Source organism: Bacillus sp. FSL H7-0578, assembly GCF_038630855.1.
Lineage (GTDB): Bacteria > Bacillota > Bacilli > Bacillales > Bacillaceae > Bacillus > Bacillus safensis.
The window spans coordinates 2,897,288-2,914,890 of the sequence record NZ_CP152045.1 but is presented as its reverse complement, the minus strand read 5'-3'; the positions used below and the strand labels follow the sequence as shown (position 1 = coordinate 2,914,890).

Sequence of the window (17,603 nt, the reverse complement as noted above, 5' to 3'; positions counted from 1 at the left end):
GGGAGTCAAAATGAGAGAAGCAGTCATTGTCGCTGGCGCAAGAACACCAGTAGGAAAGGCGAAAAAAGGATCGTTAAAACATGTCCGGCCTGATGATATGGGCGCATTATGTGTAAAAGAAACGTTAAAGCGTGCCGGTGAATACGACGGACAGATAGATGATTTAATCATTGGCTGTGCAACGCCAGAAGCAGAGCAGGGGTTAAATGTGGCCCGGAATATTGGAGCATTAGCGGGACTGCCTTATACAGTACCTGCCATCACCATAAACCGTTACTGCTCGTCTGGTCTTCAATCTATCGCTTATGCGGGTGAACGTATTATGCTCGGGCAGGCAGACACGATTTTAGCCGGAGGAGTCGAATCGATGTCGCAGGTGCCGATGATGGGGCATTCCATTCGTCCAAATGCTCTCTTGGCAGAGCAAGCGCCTGAATACTACATGAGCATGGGGCACACGGCAGAGCAAGTGGCGCAAAAGTATCAGGTCACACGTCAAGATCAGGACGCCTTTGCGGTGAGGAGTCATCAAAAGGCAGCAAAGGCACTTCAAGAAGGGAAATTTTCAGATGAAATTGTGCCTGTTGATGTAACAGAGCGACGAGTAGGAGAGCAATATCAATTAGAAGAGCATCAATTCACGTTCTCACAGGATGAAGGTGTGAGAGCAGGTACAACGGAGGAGATTCTTTCCACATTGCGTCCAGCCTTCTCAACAAAAGGCACGGTGACCGCAGGTAACTCTTCGCAGACAAGTGACGGAGCTGCGTGTGTGATGATGATGGACCGCGAGAAAGCATCCTCACTTTCTCTTCAGCCGCTCGCTAAATTCAGAGCATTTGCTGTTGGCGGTGTACCGCCTGAAGTGATGGGAATCGGTCCGGTTGAAGCCATTCCGCGTGCGCTGAAAATCGCTGGACTTGAGCTGAAGGATATTGGCCTGTTTGAATTAAACGAAGCGTTTGCTTCTCAGGCAATTCAAGTCATTCGCCATCTAGGGATTGATGAAGAAAAGGTGAATGTCAACGGCGGGGCCATTGCGCTCGGACATCCGCTCGGCTGTACAGGAACGAAACTAACGCTGTCACTAATTCATGAAATGAAACGGCGAAACGAGCAATTTGGCATTGTCACAATGTGTATCGGCGGGGGCATGGGAGCAGCAGGAATTTTTGAATTGATCTAAAGGGGGAAATCAGGATGAAAGCATTGGAAGATGTAAAAAAGGGTGGAAGCTTTTTAATTGATGAGACGAATTATGAGCATATTTTTACACCGGAGGATTTCTCTGATGAACATCAAATGATTGGAAAAACAACAGAGGATTATATTTTACAAGATGTGGTTCCGCATATAGATCAAATTGAAAACCATGAGTTCGAGCATTCAGTCAGGCTTCTCAAAAAGGCTGGTGAGCTTGGACTTTTAGGAGCCGATGTGCCGGAAGAATTCGGCGGGCTTGGATTAGATAAAATCAGTTCAGCGATCATTACTGAAAAATTCGCTAGAGCAGGAAGCTTCTCACTTTCCTATGGTGCTCATGTCGGTATTGGTTCTCTGCCGATCGTGCTCTTCGGAAATCAAGCGCAAAAGGAAACGTACCTGCCTGGACTCGCCTCTGGTGAAACCATTGCGGCGTACGCACTCACTGAGCCAGGATCAGGCTCTGACGCTCTTGGAGCAAAAACAACCGCAGTTCTGAATGAAGCAGGTACCCATTATGTCCTCAATGGAGAAAAGCAGTGGATCACAAACTCCGCATTTGCCGATGTCTTTGTTGTGTATGCGAAGATTGATGGTGAACACTTCTCTGCTTTTATCGTCGAAAAGGATTTTCCAGGTGTCAAAACGGGGCCTGAAGAGAAAAAAATGGGTATTAAAGGATCATCGACAAGAACATTGATTCTTGAAGATGCCCAAGTACCGAAGGAGAATTTGCTCGGTGAAGCTGGCAGAGGTCATGTGATTGCGTTTAACATTTTGAATATTGGGCGCTATAAGCTGGCAGTCGGCACAATCGGTGCATCAAAGCGCGTCATTCAATTGTCGGCAGAATATGCGAACCAGCGTAAGCAGTTCAAAACACCAATTTCTCGATTCAGCCTTATTGGTGAAAAAGCAGCCAATATGTCAGCAAAGCTCTATGCGATGGAAAGTGCTGTTTACCGTACGGTTGGATTATTTGAACAGCGGATGGGGCTCTTAAGTGATGAAGAGCAAAAAGACGGCAAACAAATTGCCCAATCCATTGCGGAATATGCGATTGAATGTTCTCTCTGTAAAGTGCTCGGCTCTGAAACGTTAGATTATATTGTCGATGAAGGCGTGCAGATTCACGGCGGATATGGATTCATGCAAGAATACGAGGTCGAAAGAGCCTATCGCGACTCACGAATTAACCGGATTTTTGAAGGGACAAACGAAATCAACCGTTTGCTTGTACCAGGTACATTCTTGAAGAAAGCGATGAAAGGAGAGCTTCCGCTGCTTCAAAAAGCGCAAACCTTACAGGAAGAGCTAATGATGATGATGCCGGAAGAGCCAGGCGATCAGCCGCTCGATCAAGAAAAATATTTGCTCGCCCATGCGAAAAAGATCGCCTTAATGGTGGCTGGTATGGCAGCCATGAAATACGGGAAAGCCTTAGACAAAGAGCAAGAAATTCTTGTGAACATAGCCGATATCGTCAATGAAATTTTTGCTGCTGAATCAGCGGTTCTGCGTACAGAAAAGGCAATCGCTGCAACAGGGGCAGAAAAGAATGAACAAAAGCTTGCTTACACACAAATTTTCACACAGGAAGCTTTCTTAAAGATTGAAGCCCATGCAAAAGAATCCTTGATTGCGATGGAGGAAGGAGATTCACTCCGCATGAGCCTGTCAGCCCTTCGCAAGCTGACAAGGTTTACTCCGATCAATGTCATCGCTAAAAAGCGCGAAGTGGCGAAACGAATCTTTGAAGCAGAGAAATATATTGTATAAGGTATAAGGATGGCTTAAAAGGTGCGGATAACACTCCGCACCTTTTTGTAAGCATACATTTAGGTTTTTAAAATATTTTGTGATAAAATGTTGTCACAATTTGCAGGAGGTGAAAATGGTGGCTTTAGATTTTTACGAATACCCATCTTGCGGTACATGTCGAAAAGCAAAAAAGTGGCTGGAAGCACACAATAAAGACATCAACAGCATACATATCGTCGAAGAGACGCCTGATAAAGAAACATTAAAAGCCCTTTACGAAAAAAGCGGTTTAGAGCTGAAGAAATTCTTTAATACAAGCGGGCAAAAATACCGGGAGCTGCAGCTGAAAGATCAACTTCCTGCAATGTCAGAGGACGAGCAGCTAGAATTACTCGCGTCTAACGGAATGCTGATTAAGCGCCCGATTACAACAGACGGAAAACGAGTCACGGTAGGATTTAATGAAGATACATTTAAAAGCGTCTGGAAATGATGTAACTTTCATTCAGATTGTGGTATCTTCAATATAGATTGTAAGAAAAGACTGGAGGGGTATTGAATGAGCACACCAAAAGATTTACGTTATTCAGAAGAACATGAATGGGTCAAAGTAGAAGGAGATAAGGTGCGTATCGGTATTACGCATTTTGCTCAATCTGAGCTGGGCGATATCGTGTTCGTTGAGCTTCCTGAAGTAGGAGACAAAATCACAGCGGACGAGCCTTTCGGAAGTGTAGAATCAGTGAAAACAGTTTCTGAACTTTATGCACCGATCAATGGCACAATCGTTGAAGTGAACGATGAGCTGGATGACAGCCCAGAATTCGTCAACGACTCTCCATACGAAAAGGCATGGATGATCGTTGTAGAACCAGCTGATGCATCTGAAATCGAGAACTTAATGACAGCTGAGCAATATGAAGAAATGACAAAAGAAGACTAATTCATGAGAAATTGGACACTCTACCTTTATGGGGGGTGTCCAATTTGTCTTTTCAAAAAGAACACGTGGATATAACAGAGCATGTCACTGGACGATTCAAAGAAAGCGGCATGGTGCTTTATCATCAAAATGAAGAGATTGGCACGATGATTAGTGAAAACCAATATGAGCTGAAATCGGGATATTCCTATGATCAAAATCGTTTTTATCGTTTAACGGATACATTGATCGATGGGACAGAAAAATATGTTGACTGTGACGATGAAAATGGCTGGTGCTAATCACAGATGAGACTGCAGTGAACAGAAGCTGCAGTCTTTTTGATGACGAGGCGCTCAATCTTTACAACCTGAATGAAAGATTGTAATCTAAGGAAGAAGTGAATCAACGTCAAAAGGGCCGGGTGATCGTGATGAATGTCGAGATAGAAAAGGTCATCATTGTAGAAGGTAAAACAGACAAACAAAAGCTAAAAGAAGTCATAAGTGAACCTGTTACCATCATTTGCACCAATGGCACGATCAGTACATCGAAGCTGGATCAGCTTGTGGACGATTTATTGGGGAAAGACGTTTACATATTAGCTGACAGTGACGATGCAGGCGACAAACTGCGGAAGCAATTTCGAAAAGAATTCCCTGAAGCACTTCATCTTTTTGTCGACAGAACGTACCGCGAAGTGGCCGCTTCACCCTCAGCCCACATTGCATCTATCCTATTAGCTGCAAACATTGATGTTCATTCGAAATATTTATGAGGGTGGACGTATATGAAAGAGATTGAAGAACACGAATTCAAGGAGATAGAGGACGATTTATTTCTTTTATACTTATATACACCGTTTTGCGGAACATGCCAGCTGGCAAAGAAAATGCTGGCAATCGTAGACGCCATGCAGCCGGATGTACCATTTTACGAAAACAATTTAAACTATTCACCAGGCTTTGCGAAAGCATTTGAAATCGAGAGTGTTCCTTGCTTTCTCCTGTTTAAAAAAGGTGAATTGGTGCAAAAAGGCTATGCCTTTCACTCAGTTCCATATCTTCATGAAATGATTGAAACCGCTAAATAAAGCGGTTTTTTGTCATATTTCAAGAAATTCATTTGAAAATTTGTCGAGTTATTTATAAAGGACAAGAAGATGTTTGTAGAGAAATGTTATGTATAACCAAATGACAGGGAGGTTATACATGTGGAAAATGTGAAAGCCCATGGTAACACAGGGCAGCGTTTATTATTAAAGCCGCTGCTCTCATCATCATCCTTGAAGATTACATTTGAGGCGGAAACTGACTCTTGTACATTGATTGTGGATGAACGTGGTGAAGTGAAGAAACTACCTGCAATTGAGTTATCGGATCTCATCTTTTATGGTGAGAGGAAAGAGATTCTACAATTATTAGATGGAGATATGTCCTTACAGCAGTTAATCAGCAGGGGACAAGTCAAAGTCAAAGGGTCGTTCCGTGCGCTCCTTAGACTAGAGGCAGTGCTTTGGCTGACGAACGGTTTTTTTCGAAAAATGATAACGTAGTTGTTTACTTGGAAATTAGCGATTTACAGCGTTGACATATCTCGGGTAGCATGATATTCTACGTTAGTAAAAACATGAACATCACATAAAACAACATATTTTCTCTTATTAAGAGAGGTGGAGGGACGTGCCCTATGAAACCCGGCAACCGTCAGCATAGCTGAAATTGGTGCCAATTCACTCAAAGCCGCAGCGCTTTGAAAGATGAGAGAAAGGCGTAATTGACATAAAAGGCCTTTCTGCTTGCGTTGCAGTTAGGTCTTTTTTACTGACCTGGCGTCAGGCTAGAGTCATGACAGAAAGAAGAATAAATAACGTATGTGATGGAAACCTATAGATTCAGCAAGAAAGCAGGTGATCAGACTGTGATTCATTTACAGAATGTATCAAAAACGTACCATTCAAAAAGCGGAAATGTTGATGCCGTGAAAGACGTCAACCTGGATATTGATAAAGGTGAAATATTCGGAATTATCGGGTATAGCGGTGCAGGAAAAAGCTCGCTTATTCGCCTATTAAACGGTCTGGAGCTGCCAACAGAAGGAATTGTTGAAGTGGCAGGCAACCGGATCAATGAAGTATCGAATGCGAAACTTCGGAAAGCAAGACAAGAAATCAGCATGATCTTCCAGCACTTTAATTTGCTTTGGTCAAGAACAGTGAGACAAAATATTATGTTCCCGCTTGAGATCGCAGGTGTACCTACATCAAAACGGAGAGAACGTGCGAATGAACTGATTAAATTGGTCGGTTTAGAAGGAAAAGAAAATGCATATCCGTCTCAGCTGAGCGGCGGGCAAAAACAGCGTGTCGGCATTGCGAGAGCATTAGCGAATGATCCAAAGGTTCTTCTATGTGACGAAGCGACATCTGCGCTAGATCCGCAAACGACCGATTCGATCCTTGAACTTTTGGCGGATATCAATAAACGACTAGGGCTCACGATTGTGCTGATAACACACGAAATGCACGTCATTCGCAAAATTTGTCATCGCGTTGCGGTCATGGAAAATGGACGCATTGTCGAAGAAGGCGAAGTATTACGCGTCTTCAGACAACCGAAGGAAGAAATGACGAAACGATTTGTGCAACAGCTTGCAGAACCAGAGGAAGCGAAAGAAACAATTGAGCACGTCTTAGAACGAGTAAAAGAAGGTCAGGTCGTACGGTTGTCCTTTATCGGAGATTCTGCCGAGCAGCCGCTGATCACTGAAATCATTCGATCCTTCAAGGTCGATGTGAACATCCTTCAAGGGAAGATTTCTCAAACGCAGGAAGGCGCGTTTGGAACACTCTTTATCCACATTAATGGAGAAGTGACTGAGGTAGAAAAAGCCATCGCCTATATCCAAAGCAAACAGGTTGAAATCGAGGTGATGACACATGTTTGAGAAATGGTTTCCGAACGTTGATTTAGACGTCATCTGGAGTGCAACAGGTGAAACGGTGTATATGACACTGATTTCATTGGCATTTGCCTTTGCAATCGGGATTATCTTAGGGCTCCTGCTCTTCCTTACAGGAAAAGGCGGTCTTTGGGAAAATAAACCGATAAATGCTGTCATCGGCGCTGTCGTCAATATTTTCAGATCGATTCCTTTTATCATTTTAATTATTTTATTACTAGGGTTTACGAAATTCTTAATGCATACGATTTTAGGCCCAAATGCAGCACTCCCTGCCCTTGTCATAGGGTCAGCTCCATTCTATGCACGTCTTGTCGAAATTGCACTGCGTGAGGTAGACAAAGGAGTCATTGAAGCAGCACGATCAATGGGAGCAAAAACGTCGACAATCATTTTCAAAGTATTGCTGCCAGAATCATTGCCAGCCCTTATTTCAGGTATTACCGTAACAGCAATTGCTCTGATTGGCTCTACTGCGATTGCAGGTGCAATTGGAGCAGGCGGACTTGGAGACCTCGCCTATGTGGAAGGGTACCAATCTGGTAATACAGATGTCACACTTGTAGCTACTGTGTTTATTCTCATCATCGTCTTTATTATTCAAATAATCGGTGATTTGATTACAAATAAAATTGATAAACGTTAAGGGAGGATTTATTCATGAAGAAATTGATTTTAAGTGCACTATTTCTAGCATTTGCAGGTATTTTAGCTGCGTGCGGTTCATCTAATAACGCAAGTGAAAGCAAAACCATTACGGTTGCCGCTTCAAAAACGCCTCATGCCGAAATTCTTGAAGAAGCAAAACCACTTCTAAAAGAAAAAGGCTACGATTTAAAAGTGAAAGTGCTTAGCGATTATAAAATGTACAACAAAGCGTTAGCTGAAAAAGAAGTGGATGCGAACTTTTTCCAACATATCCCTTACTTAAACGAAGAAAATAAATCAAACAAAGATTATAACCTAGTGAGTGCTGGTGCGGTTCACCTTGAGCCTTTCGGTATCTACTCTAAGAAATACAAATCTGTAAAAGATATTCCAAACGGCGGCACAATCATCATGACAAACAACGTAGCTGAACAAGGCCGTATGCTTGCCCTGCTGCAAAATGCTGGTGTCATCAAGCTTGATCCAAAGGTTGATACAATCAACGCAACAGTAAAGAACATTAAAGAAAACCCAAAGAACCTAAAATTCAAAAAAATCGCGCCTGAATTAACTGCGAAAGCTTATGAAAACAGTGAAGGCGATGCTGTATTCATCAACGTCAACTATGCGATCCAAAATAAATTGAATCCGAAAAAAGATTCAATCGAACTTGAGCAAACAAAGAACAACCCATATGCAAACATCGTTGCGGTTCGCAAAGGTGACGAAAAATCAGATAAGATCAAGACATTAATGGAAGTTCTTCACTCTGATAAAATCAAAGAATTCATCGACAAAAAATATGATGGTGCAGTATTGCCTGTATCTGAATAACAACATTTCAACCTCGCTTCTACCAAAGCGAGGTTTTTTGTGTATTTTTTCAAATCTCGCTCATAATAAAAACGTACAAATGACCTGAAGGGATGGAATCAAGATGAATGAACAGCATATGAGCGGATCCATGCAGCAATCACTGACTGATTATAAAACCGCAATGGGTGAATTCCAGAAGAAAATGCCGGTGTTTGGAAAGAAATTCAATGAATTTACGGAGCAGTGCTTCCAAAGCGATTCATTAACGCAAAAAGAAAAACAAATGATTGCCCTTGGCATCAGTATTCATGCACAGGACGAATACTGCATGATTTATCATACAAAGGGAGCGCTCGATCAAGGGGCGACAGAAGAGAATTTGCTGGAGGTTGTCAGCGTAGCAGCAGCTTTTGGCGGCGGGGCAGCACTAAGCCAAGGAATCACTGTCGTTCAGCAATGTATTGATGAATTTGGAGGACAGACGCATTAAGGGAAGCATAACACGGTATTTTTCCATCTCAGGGAGTTGAGCGCTTCTCATCCGTTTGTGTGAGAAAATATGCCAGCATAGGGTGTCATATCCCTTTTGAGTGAAGCCGCATACGTTTGCTACAATAAAGCTACACTCAAGGAAGGGAATGGTTTATTATTTGTTCGGACCATAGTACACTAGGATTGGATTATACCGCCGAGATGGAAAAGGCCATGCATCAAGCTCATGGCATGAGCTATGCAGAGTACGAAAGAGACCATGACTTACGGATGAAAGTGGAATATAAACGAGAGCAGTCCTATCGAGATGAGAAAAGACAGCTCGCAAAAATGAATATACGAGGCTAATAATAGCTGAGGGGCGGGGAGAACAGTTTCCCGCCCTTTCTTTATGAAAACAGTCTTTTCGACATAAATCCTTTTATCTACCTGCTTTTTTTGTTAGAATTTTGAGAGCATCCTCTCACGCTTATCGTGAATGTGTTGTATTCAGTTTTAATTTGTTATAAAATTAGAATGAGAATAAATTGAGAATAATGATTATTTTGGAGGTATCGATATATGACTGCTTCGACATTAACAATTAAGGACTTGCACGTTGAGATTGAAGGGAAAGAAATCTTAAAGGGTGTAAACCTCGAGATAAAAGGTGGAGAATTCCACGCAGTAATGGGACCTAACGGAACAGGTAAATCTACTTTATCTGCTGCCATTATGGGTCACCCTAAATATGAAGTAACAAAAGGCAGCATCTTGCTTGATGGCGAAGATGTCCTTGAAATGGAAGTAGATGAGCGCGCTCAAGCTGGTCTTTTCCTTGCGATGCAATACCCATCTGAAATCAGCGGTGTTACAAATGCTGACTTCCTTCGTTCTGCAATTAACGCACGCAGAGAAGAAGGCGATGAAATCTCTCTTATGAAATTCATCCGCAAAATGGACGAAAACATGGAGTTCCTTGAAATGGATCCAGATATGGCACAGCGCTACCTAAACGAAGGTTTCTCAGGCGGGGAGAAAAAACGCAACGAAATTCTTCAATTAATGATGATTGAACCAAAGATCGCCATCCTTGACGAAATCGATTCTGGTCTTGATATCGATGCCTTGAAAGTTGTTTCTAAAGGAATTAACAAAATGCGCGGCGAAAGCTTCGGCTGCTTAATGATCACTCACTATCAGCGCCTGCTGAACTACATCACACCAGATCACGTTCATGTCATGATGCAAGGCCGTATTGTGAAATCTGGCGGACCAGAACTTGCGCAGCGTCTAGAAGCAGAAGGCTATGATTGGATTAAAAAAGAGTTAGGAATTGAAGACGAAACTGTTGGTCAAGAAGCGTAAGCGTTAGGAGGATTATTGATGACATTAGAAACGAAATTATCAGTAGATCAAGATTATGTCAAAAGCTTCTCCGAGAAGCATCAGGAACCGGCATGGATGAGCTCCCTTCGCTTACAGGCTCTTGAAAAAGCAGAAGACCTCCCAATGCCAAAGCCTGACAAAACGAATATTTCAAAATGGAATTTAACGAATTTCAAACAGCATACAGTCGAAAGTGCGCCATTTGGATCATTAGAAGAGCTTCCTGAAGAAGTGAAATCTCTTATTGATTTAGAGGACACAGATAAGACAGTTTACATTCAGCGTGATCAAACGCCGGCCTATTTGTCTCTTTCAGCTGAAGCGAAAGACAAAGGTGTGATCTTCACTGATCTTCATACAGCGATCCGCGAGCATGGAGAATTAGTGAAACAATACTTCATGACAGATGCAGTGAAAGTGGATGAGCATAAACTAACAGCTTTACATGCTGCTTTAGTGAATGGCGGGGCTTTCCTCTATGTACCGAAAAACGTAGAGCTTGAAGCACCAATTCAAGCTGTTTATCTTCATGAAAATAACGAAACGACTTTGTTCAACCATGTCATCGTTGTAGCAGACGATCATAGTGCTGTGACATATGTAGAAAACTACATCAGTACAGCAAAACCGGAAGAAGCGATCTTCAATATCGTTTCTGAAGTGTTCACAGGCGCTAACGCCCGCGTCACATACGGTGCTGTAGATAACCTTGCAGAAGGAGTCACAGTATATGTAAACAGACGCGGTATGGCAAATGGCCGTGACAGTAAAATCGAATGGGCGCTTGGCCTGATGAATGATGGAGACGTCGTATCTGAAAACATCACAAAACTGATGGGCGACGGTACATTCGGTGATACGAAATCAGTTGTTGTCGGCCGAGGAAACCAAACGGAAAACTTCACAACAAGCATCATCCACTTCGGTAAAAACTCTGAAGGATATATCTTGAAGCATGGTGTGATGAAGGATCAAGCATCCTCTATCTTTAACGGAATTGGTAAAATCGAGCATGGCGCAACGAAGTCAAATGCAGAGCAGGAATCACGTGTCCTCATGCTGAGTGAGAAAGCACGCGGTGACGCAAACCCCATTCTTTTAATTGATGAAGATGATGTGACAGCAGGGCACGCCGCTTCTGTTGGACGTGTCGATCCAATTCAATTGTACTACCTCATGAGCCGCGGGATTTCCAAAGAAGATGCAGAAAGACTTGTGATTTACGGCTTCTTAAATCCAGTTGTAAAAGAACTGCCGATTGAAGGAGTTAAAAAGCAGCTTGTTTCTGTGATTGAAAGGAAAGTAAAATAATGAATATCAAAGACGTTCGTGAGCAATTTCCAATCCTTCATCAGCAAGTGAACGGACATGATTTGGTGTATTTGGACAGTGCAGCGACTTCTCAAAAACCAAGAGTGGTCATTGATGCAATGAATGAGTATTACCGGTCTTACAACTCGAACGTCCACAGGGGTGTTCATACCCTTGGCACAAGAGCAACGGACGCATACGAGGGTGCGAGAGAGAAAGTTCGTGCATTCATCCGTGCTTCATCTGTTCAGGAGATTATTTTTACTAGAGGTACAACAACTGCGCTAAACACAGTGGCGATCAGCTATGCTAGAGCCAACCTCAAAGAAGGCGATGAGATTGTCATTACGCATATGGAGCATCATGCGAATATCATCCCTTGGCAGCAAGCAGCAAAAGCAACTGGCGCCACATTGAAATACATTCCGTTACAGGAAGACGGCACGCTATCGCTTGAAGATGTGAAGCAAACGATCACACATCAAACGAAAATCGTCGCTGTCACACATGTCTCAAACGTATTAGGAACCATCAACCCGATTAAAGAAATCGCCAAAATTGCCCACGATCATGGGGCAATCATTGTCGTCGACGGTGCGCAAAGCACTCCGCACATGCAAATTGATGTTCAGGATCTAGATTGTGACTTTTTCGCATTCTCTGGGCATAAAATGTGTGGACCGACTGGCATCGGTGTGCTTTACGGGAAGAAGGACCTTTTGAATAATATGGAGCCTGCTGAGTTTGGCGGTGAAATGATCGACTTTGTGGATCTATATGATTCCACATGGAAAGAGCTGCCGTGGAAATTTGAAGCGGGAACACCGATTATTGCTGGAGCAGTTGGACTAGGAAAAGCAATTGACTTCTTAAATGACATTGGTATGGAGGAAGTCAGCCGTTACGAGCATCAGCTTGCGACTTACGCGCTTGAGCGCTTTAAGGAACTTGACGGTGCGACTGTTTATGGACCGCAGCACCGAGCTGGGCTTGTGACGTTTAACTTAGACGATGTCCATCCGCATGATGCATCAACTGTTCTGGATACGGAAGGTGTCGCCATTCGTGCTGGACACCACTGTGCACAGCCGCTTATGAAATGGCTTGGTGTATCAGCGACTGCAAGAGCAAGCTTCTATCTGTATAATACAGAAGAAGAGATTGACAGGCTCATTGCAGCGCTCCGTAAGACAAAGGAGTATTTTACGAATGTCTTTTAATGTAAACTTAGACACACTGTACAGACAAGTGATTATGGATCATTATAAAAATCCGAGAAACAAAGGTGTGCTAAACGACAGCATTGTCGTCGATATGAACAACCCAACGTGTGGTGACCGCATTCGTCTTACGATGAAAATCGAAGACGATAAAGTCACGGATGCGAAATTTGAAGGAGAAGGATGCTCGATTTCGATGGCATCTGCCTCGATGATGACGCAGGCGATTAAAGGGAAAGATATTGAAACAGCATTGAAAATGTCTCAGATTTTCTCCGATATGATGCTAGGAAAAGAATACGACGATTCCATTGATCTTGGTGACATTGAGGCGCTGCAGGGAGTGGCAAAATTCCCTGCCCGCATCAAATGTGCAACATTATCATGGAAGGCGCTTGAAAAAGGCGCATCTGCCGAAGATAACGGCAAATCATAAGATTGGAGTGAAAATGGATGGCTAAAAAAATGCCAGATGTTGGTGAATATAAATACGGCTTTTCTGATAAAGACGTTTCCATTTTCCGTTCAGAGCGCGGACTGACAAAAGAGATCGTTGAAGAAATTTCTCGTATGAAAGAAGAGCCTCAGTGGATGCTCGACTTCCGTTTGAAATCTCTTGAGCACTTTTACAACATGCCGATGCCTCAATGGGGCGGAGATTTAAATGCATTAAACTTTGATGAAATTACGTACTACGTAAAGCCATCAGAGCGCTCTGAGCGTTCTTGGGATGAAGTACCAGAAGAAATCAAACAAACCTTTGATAAGCTTGGTATCCCAGAAGCAGAGCAAAAATATTTAGCTGGTGTATCTGCTCAGTATGAATCTGAAGTTGTGTATCACAACATGAAGCAAGACCTTGAAGATTTAGGAATTGTGTTTAAAGATACAGACAGCGCATTAAAAGAGAACGAAGACATCTTCCGTGAGCACTGGGCAAAAGTCATTCCTCCGACTGACAACAAATTTGCTGCGCTTAACTCGGCTGTATGGTCTGGTGGTTCATTTATCTACGTACCAAAAGGCGTAAAAGTAGATACTCCACTTCAAGCATACTTCCGTATCAACTCTGAAAACATGGGTCAGTTCGAGCGTACACTGATCATCGTTGATGAAGGCGCACATGTGCATTACGTAGAAGGCTGTACAGCTCCAGTTTACACAACAAACTCACTTCACAGTGCGGTAGTTGAAATCATCGTGAAAAAAGGCGGCTACTGCCGTTATACAACGATTCAAAACTGGGCAAACAACGTCTTCAACCTTGTGACAAAACGTACAGTATGTGAAGAGAATGCAACAATGGAATGGATTGATGGAAACATCGGTTCTAAGCTGACAATGAAATACCCAGCAGTCATCCTAAAAGGTGAAGGCGCTCGTGGTATGACATTAAGTATTGCCCTTGCAGGTAAAGGTCAGCACCAAGATGCAGGTGCGAAAATGATTCACCTTGCACCAAACACATCTTCAACGATCGTATCGAAATCGATTTCGAAACAAGGCGGTAAAGTCACATACCGCGGAATCGTTCACTTCGGACGCAAAGCAGAGGGTGCACGCTCAAACATCGAGTGTGACACACTCATCATGGATAACAAATCAACATCTGATACGATCCCTTACAATGAAATCTTAAACGACAACATTTCATTAGAGCACGAAGCAAAGGTATCAAAAGTATCAGAAGAACAGCTATTCTACTTGATGAGCCGCGGAATTTCTGAAGAAGAAGCAACAGAAATGATCGTCATGGGCTTCATCGAGCCATTCACAAAAGAACTGCCAATGGAATACGCAGTTGAAATGAACCGTTTGATTAAGTTTGAAATGGAAGGTTCAATCGGTTAACCGTTGATATAGCGGGGATTAAAGGTGTTTAGATGTTATATTTATATTAAGCACCCACAAAGCGCCCACAAAATTTAATTATTGAACATACCGCAGATACATTTCCTTTGGTCCTCAATTTTTGGGTGACATGGAGATACGTGTCTGCGGTTGTTTTTTATACTAGAATGTCTTAACCTTTCCCCATACATAGTTCTTATTCAAAATGTTTACAGCATGGCTATGTCTCAATGCATGTCTTTTACAAACTTCTTTGAAATACTCTCTCACAACATTTGTTATGAACCTTTTAAAGGAGAAATGATTTTACCTTTAAGGCCGCAACAACTTCGAGGTTCAGATCAACTTTATTCAAAATAAATACTTGCAACATTTAAATTAGTACTGTATAGTTCTAATTATGACAAAGGCAAAATTAATGAATCAAAAGCGTGTACTTGAAGTAGCTGCAACATTATTTTTGGAAAAAGGGTTTGCTTATACCAGTATGGATGAATTGGTACGTGTAAGCAAAGTGTCAAAGTCGAATGTGTATTATCACTTTTCTAATAAGGAAGAATTATTAGAAGGGGTCGTTGATTATTGGATTGACATGTATCAATCTGCAATTGATGACGTAATGTCTCAGAATCAATTTTTGGTTGAAGAGCGTGTCCAAATGTTTTTAAAGCAATTATCACAAGGCGTTCAGTCGAGAGAGTATCAGGGAGGCTGTCCATTTATTACTCTTTATATTCAAAGTCCTGCACAGGCCACGCAAATAAAAGAAAAAATAGGTCTTTTTTTTACAGGATTACAAAAGAAAGTTTCTCTATTACTGAAACAAGGTGTAGAGAACGGGGAATTCAGAGAAACGATTCAGATTGATGAGGTGGCATCACTTTTTATTACAAATCTTGAAGGGGCGTTATTTATTTCAGAAACATTGAAGGATGCCACTGTCATCACAAAAACAGCAGATCATTTATTTAACTTGCTTCGATAAAGAAGCATTTTTTTTACATCAAATTAGTACTATGTAGTACTAAAAAGGAGCCTTCATATGAAAACAGTATTTTTAATTGGTGGAACAGGCTTTATCGGAAAGCAATTAGTGGAAGAATTAGCCAAAGAGGATGTGAACATTCTTCTTTTAGTGAGGTCGAAAAGTAAAGCGACATGCATTTTTCAAGAAAGAGGCATTTTAAAAGAGTCAGTGATGCACTTTGTTGAAGGTGATTTGACGAAAATAGATTTAGGTCTAAGTGCTGAAGATAAGGAAAGGGTATTGAAAACGGATGTGATCATTCACGCAGGAGGCCCCATGGATATTCAAGCGACAAGTAATGAGGCAGCTTCCGTCTTTTTAAATGGCGCCAAACATATGAGTGAATTAGCTAAAAGTATTCATCAATCGAAGGGCTTGCATCAATTTATTCATGTTGTCGGTTATATGAGTCCCTTTGACGATCAAAATAGCAAGGTTACAATTGATGTGTTTAAAGAAGGAAACAACTATTTGAAAATAAAAAATCCATATGAGAGAACAAAATTTTTAGCAGATCTTTATATCCGTCAACAGGCATCAGCAATAGGTTATCCGCTGTCTGTCATTAATCCGCCAACTGTGGTCGGTAGTAGTAAAACAGGGAGTACAGAGCAGATAGCAGGATTAGGTTTGCTTGTAAAGAGTATGCGAAGAGGTCTCATGCCAGTGATTCCTGGAGGTAAAGGATATAGACTGCCACTTATTTCAAACGATATGTTTGCGAAGTTTATTGTGCAGGTTTTCAGGATGGAGCAGCCGGCTATTCAAACATTTACACTTGTTGAAGACAAAGAGCATGATCAGAACATTGCTGAATTATTAAGTGTGATGTCGGAAAGTATGAATATGAGGGCACCAAAAATCTCTGTCCCAATGCCACTAATGAAAGCTGTTATGAATAGTGGCGTAAGCAAAATCACTAAAATTCCTTCTGACGGACTGAATTTTATGACAAAACGAACATTCTCAAATGTTTCAGCGAAAAAAATAATGGGAGACGATTGGTTTAAGAAGACGAGTGTCATGAACTTTTTCCCTGCCGTAGCAGCTGATCTAGATTATCGAATGATGGATCAACATGGTGAGCATCATCATGTATTTGAGCGAACATTATGCGATAACAATACCCTTTACCAACTAAAAGGAGAGGGGAAACCATTTATTTTATTACATGGTTTATTGAGTGATGGAGAGGATTTATTTCCTTTAGCACAAGAGCTTCAAGAAAAAACGGGTCAACCGGTATGGATCTTGGATCTTCCAGGTTTGGGACGTTCTCCATTTAAACGAGAGAAACATCTTCTAGATCTCTATTTGAATGTAGTGAAAAAGGTATTGGAGAAAGCGGCTAATGGTGCACATCTCATTGGCCATTCATTTGGTGCGTTTATTTTACTAGAAGCATTGGGACAAGGGTACATAGATAAGAAGTATTCAATCACTTTACTTCAGCCGCCTGTTGCCAAAAAAAATGCTAAATCGCTAAATGTTCCACAATGGATGAACAAATGGTCTTTAAAATTAGCAACTCCTAAAATGATAGAGCGTTATTTATTAAGTAATGGTTTGTTTGAAAGGATGGAGAGCATCCCTGAACATTATATTGAAAAAATCAGAAACAGTTTTACGTCTCCTAGAATTTTAAATACGACGGTTCAGCTTAACCATTTACTATTGAAAAACGATCACGGTGATTTCAATGAAATAACAAAGGATAATCTTCATATTATCTGGGGGGAGTACGACAGAGGCTATTCTGCTCCATCGCATTTTGGAAAAGTTGATGTTGTCCCATATGGTCATCATTTCCCTCTTAGCCATCCGAGTGAAACGGCAGCATTGGTTATAAAAAATAGTCTTATTAGCAGTTGAGAATGTGGGATAAATAAAGTATGTCGTAATTGAAAAATCGCATTGCTTGTGGTCCCGCCGATGCCCGCATCAACTGAAAGATTATATAGCACCCTAAAACGAAAAAGGTGATTTTTATTAAAAAAAGCACGATTTTTCGTTTTGGGTCTTT

Annotated in this window: 20 protein-coding genes and 1 riboswitch; all 20 genes read left to right on the top strand. The window is 41.8% G+C overall.

Annotated features, from left to right (window positions below; all coding sequences use genetic code 11):
• Positions 1-10 precede the first annotated feature (10 nt).
• The 20 genes from MHB41_RS15085 to MHB41_RS14990 all read left to right on the top strand — a co-directional run bounded on the left by MHB41_RS15085 (position 11) and on the right by MHB41_RS14990 (position 17,452).
• Positions 11-1,186 carry an acetyl-CoA C-acetyltransferase gene (locus MHB41_RS15085; RefSeq protein ID WP_024426007.1) on the top strand — a complete coding sequence of 392 codons (1,176 nt, stop codon included), beginning with the start codon at positions 11-13 and terminating at the stop codon, positions 1,184-1,186.
• Between the two features lie 14 nt (positions 1,187-1,200).
• Complete coding sequence (locus MHB41_RS15080) at positions 1,201-2,982, top strand: acyl-CoA dehydrogenase family protein (RefSeq protein WP_061110056.1); 1,782 nt, start codon at positions 1,201-1,203, stop codon at positions 2,980-2,982.
• Positions 2,983-3,100: 118 nt separating this feature from the next.
• Positions 3,101-3,457: an arsenate reductase family protein gene (locus MHB41_RS15075; RefSeq protein ID WP_024423406.1), complete on the top strand. Its 357-nt coding sequence runs from the start codon at positions 3,101-3,103 to the stop codon at positions 3,455-3,457.
• Positions 3,458-3,523: 66 nt separating this feature from the next.
• A complete protein-coding gene (gene gcvH, locus MHB41_RS15070; RefSeq protein WP_008347039.1) occupies positions 3,524-3,907 on the top strand; it encodes a glycine cleavage system protein GcvH in 384 nt (127 codons plus the stop codon).
• 44 nt (positions 3,908-3,951) lie between these two features.
• Positions 3,952-4,188, top strand: a complete 237-nt coding sequence (locus tag MHB41_RS15065) for a YusG family protein (protein ID WP_061110055.1) — start codon at positions 3,952-3,954, stop codon at positions 4,186-4,188.
• A 131-nt stretch (positions 4,189-4,319) separates the two neighbouring features.
• Positions 4,320-4,664, top strand: a complete 345-nt coding sequence (locus tag MHB41_RS15060) for a toprim domain-containing protein (protein ID WP_034281437.1) — start codon at positions 4,320-4,322, stop codon at positions 4,662-4,664.
• 12 nt (positions 4,665-4,676) lie between these two features.
• Positions 4,677-4,979 (top strand): thioredoxin family protein, encoded by a 303-nt coding sequence (locus MHB41_RS15055; RefSeq protein ID WP_061110054.1) that lies wholly within the window; start codon positions 4,677-4,679, stop codon positions 4,977-4,979.
• Between the two features lie 120 nt (positions 4,980-5,099).
• Positions 5,100-5,441, top strand: coding sequence for an SCP2 sterol-binding domain-containing protein (locus MHB41_RS15050; RefSeq protein WP_024423403.1), 342 nt, complete (start codon positions 5,100-5,102; stop codon positions 5,439-5,441).
• Positions 5,442-5,543: 102 nt separating this feature from the next.
• A riboswitch (SAM riboswitch) is annotated at positions 5,544-5,652 on the top strand.
• A gap of 154 nt (positions 5,653-5,806) precedes the next feature.
• Complete coding sequence (locus MHB41_RS15045) at positions 5,807-6,832, top strand: methionine ABC transporter ATP-binding protein (RefSeq protein ID WP_061110360.1); 1,026 nt, start codon at positions 5,807-5,809, stop codon at positions 6,830-6,832.
• Positions 6,825-7,493, top strand: coding sequence for a methionine ABC transporter permease (locus tag MHB41_RS15040; RefSeq protein WP_024423401.1), 669 nt, complete (start codon positions 6,825-6,827; stop codon positions 7,491-7,493). The genes MHB41_RS15045 and MHB41_RS15040 overlap by 8 nt, the downstream gene beginning before the upstream one ends.
• A 14-nt stretch (positions 7,494-7,507) precedes the next feature.
• Positions 7,508-8,329, top strand: coding sequence for a methionine ABC transporter substrate-binding lipoprotein MetQ (gene metQ, locus MHB41_RS15035; protein ID WP_024426003.1), 822 nt, complete (start codon positions 7,508-7,510; stop codon positions 8,327-8,329).
• Positions 8,330-8,432: 103 nt separating this feature from the next.
• Positions 8,433-8,801, top strand: a complete 369-nt coding sequence (locus MHB41_RS15030) for a carboxymuconolactone decarboxylase family protein (RefSeq protein ID WP_003212803.1) — start codon at positions 8,433-8,435, stop codon at positions 8,799-8,801.
• A 215-nt stretch (positions 8,802-9,016) separates the two neighbouring features.
• Positions 9,017-9,151: a hypothetical protein gene (locus tag MHB41_RS15025; protein WP_254965641.1), complete on the top strand. Its 135-nt coding sequence runs from the start codon at positions 9,017-9,019 to the stop codon at positions 9,149-9,151.
• Between the two features lie 213 nt (positions 9,152-9,364).
• Entirely contained in the window at positions 9,365-10,150 is a 786-nt protein-coding gene (gene sufC / locus MHB41_RS15020) for a Fe-S cluster assembly ATPase SufC (RefSeq protein WP_007500355.1), read from the top strand.
• A gap of 18 nt (positions 10,151-10,168) precedes the next feature.
• Positions 10,169-11,482: a Fe-S cluster assembly protein SufD gene (gene sufD, locus MHB41_RS15015; RefSeq protein ID WP_061110052.1), complete on the top strand. Its 1,314-nt coding sequence runs from the start codon at positions 10,169-10,171 to the stop codon at positions 11,480-11,482.
• The gene (locus MHB41_RS15010) at positions 11,482-12,702 is read left to right on the top strand and encodes a cysteine desulfurase (RefSeq protein ID WP_046313268.1); all 1,221 of its coding nucleotides are present in this window, start codon (positions 11,482-11,484) and stop codon (positions 12,700-12,702) included. Before sufD ends, MHB41_RS15010 begins: the two co-directional genes overlap by 1 nt.
• Positions 12,692-13,138, top strand: a complete 447-nt coding sequence (sufU, locus tag MHB41_RS15005; protein WP_041115744.1) for a Fe-S cluster assembly sulfur transfer protein SufU — start codon at positions 12,692-12,694, stop codon at positions 13,136-13,138. The genes MHB41_RS15010 and sufU overlap by 11 nt, the downstream gene beginning before the upstream one ends.
• A 17-nt stretch (positions 13,139-13,155) precedes the next feature.
• Positions 13,156-14,553 carry a Fe-S cluster assembly protein SufB gene (gene sufB / locus MHB41_RS15000; RefSeq protein WP_007500362.1) on the top strand — a complete coding sequence of 466 codons (1,398 nt, stop codon included), beginning with the start codon at positions 13,156-13,158 and terminating at the stop codon, positions 14,551-14,553.
• A gap of 418 nt (positions 14,554-14,971) precedes the next feature.
• Complete coding sequence (locus tag MHB41_RS14995; protein WP_061110051.1) at positions 14,972-15,538, top strand: TetR/AcrR family transcriptional regulator; 567 nt, start codon at positions 14,972-14,974, stop codon at positions 15,536-15,538.
• Positions 15,539-15,595: 57 nt separating this feature from the next.
• Positions 15,596-17,452, top strand: a complete 1,857-nt coding sequence (locus tag MHB41_RS14990; RefSeq protein ID WP_061110050.1) for an alpha/beta fold hydrolase — start codon at positions 15,596-15,598, stop codon at positions 17,450-17,452.
• Positions 17,453-17,603: the final 151 nt, after the last annotated feature.

Excerpts from the sequence above, each read along its gene's own strand:
- MHB41_RS15080 (WP_061110056.1), top strand. The coding sequence starts at position 1,201 with ATGAAAGCATTGGAAGATGTAAAAAAGGGTGGAAGCTTTTTAATTGAT.
- MHB41_RS14995 (WP_061110051.1), top strand. The coding sequence starts at position 14,972 with ATGAATCAAAAGCGTGTACTTGAAGTAGCTGCAACATTATTTTTGGAA.
- MHB41_RS15085 (WP_024426007.1), top strand. The coding sequence starts at position 11 with ATGAGAGAAGCAGTCATTGTCGCTGGCGCAAGAACACCAGTAGGAAAG.
- sufC (WP_007500355.1), top strand. The coding sequence starts at position 9,365 with ATGACTGCTTCGACATTAACAATTAAGGACTTGCACGTTGAGATTGAA.
- MHB41_RS14990 (WP_061110050.1), top strand. The coding sequence starts at position 15,596 with ATGAAAACAGTATTTTTAATTGGTGGAACAGGCTTTATCGGAAAGCAA.
- sufB (WP_007500362.1), top strand. The coding sequence starts at position 13,156 with ATGGCTAAAAAAATGCCAGATGTTGGTGAATATAAATACGGCTTTTCT.
- MHB41_RS15030 (WP_003212803.1), top strand. The coding sequence starts at position 8,433 with ATGAATGAACAGCATATGAGCGGATCCATGCAGCAATCACTGACTGAT.
- metQ (WP_024426003.1), top strand. The coding sequence starts at position 7,508 with ATGAAGAAATTGATTTTAAGTGCACTATTTCTAGCATTTGCAGGTATT.
- MHB41_RS15010 (WP_046313268.1), top strand. The coding sequence starts at position 11,482 with ATGAATATCAAAGACGTTCGTGAGCAATTTCCAATCCTTCATCAGCAA.
- MHB41_RS15040 (WP_024423401.1), top strand. The coding sequence starts at position 6,825 with ATGTTTGAGAAATGGTTTCCGAACGTTGATTTAGACGTCATCTGGAGT.
- MHB41_RS15055 (WP_061110054.1), top strand. The coding sequence starts at position 4,677 with ATGAAAGAGATTGAAGAACACGAATTCAAGGAGATAGAGGACGATTTA.
- sufU (WP_041115744.1), top strand. The coding sequence starts at position 12,692 with ATGTCTTTTAATGTAAACTTAGACACACTGTACAGACAAGTGATTATG.
- gcvH (WP_008347039.1), top strand. The coding sequence starts at position 3,524 with ATGAGCACACCAAAAGATTTACGTTATTCAGAAGAACATGAATGGGTC.
- sufD (WP_061110052.1), top strand. The coding sequence starts at position 10,169 with ATGACATTAGAAACGAAATTATCAGTAGATCAAGATTATGTCAAAAGC.
- MHB41_RS15060 (WP_034281437.1), top strand. The coding sequence starts at position 4,320 with ATGAATGTCGAGATAGAAAAGGTCATCATTGTAGAAGGTAAAACAGAC.
- MHB41_RS15025 (WP_254965641.1), top strand. The coding sequence starts at position 9,017 with ATGCATCAAGCTCATGGCATGAGCTATGCAGAGTACGAAAGAGACCAT.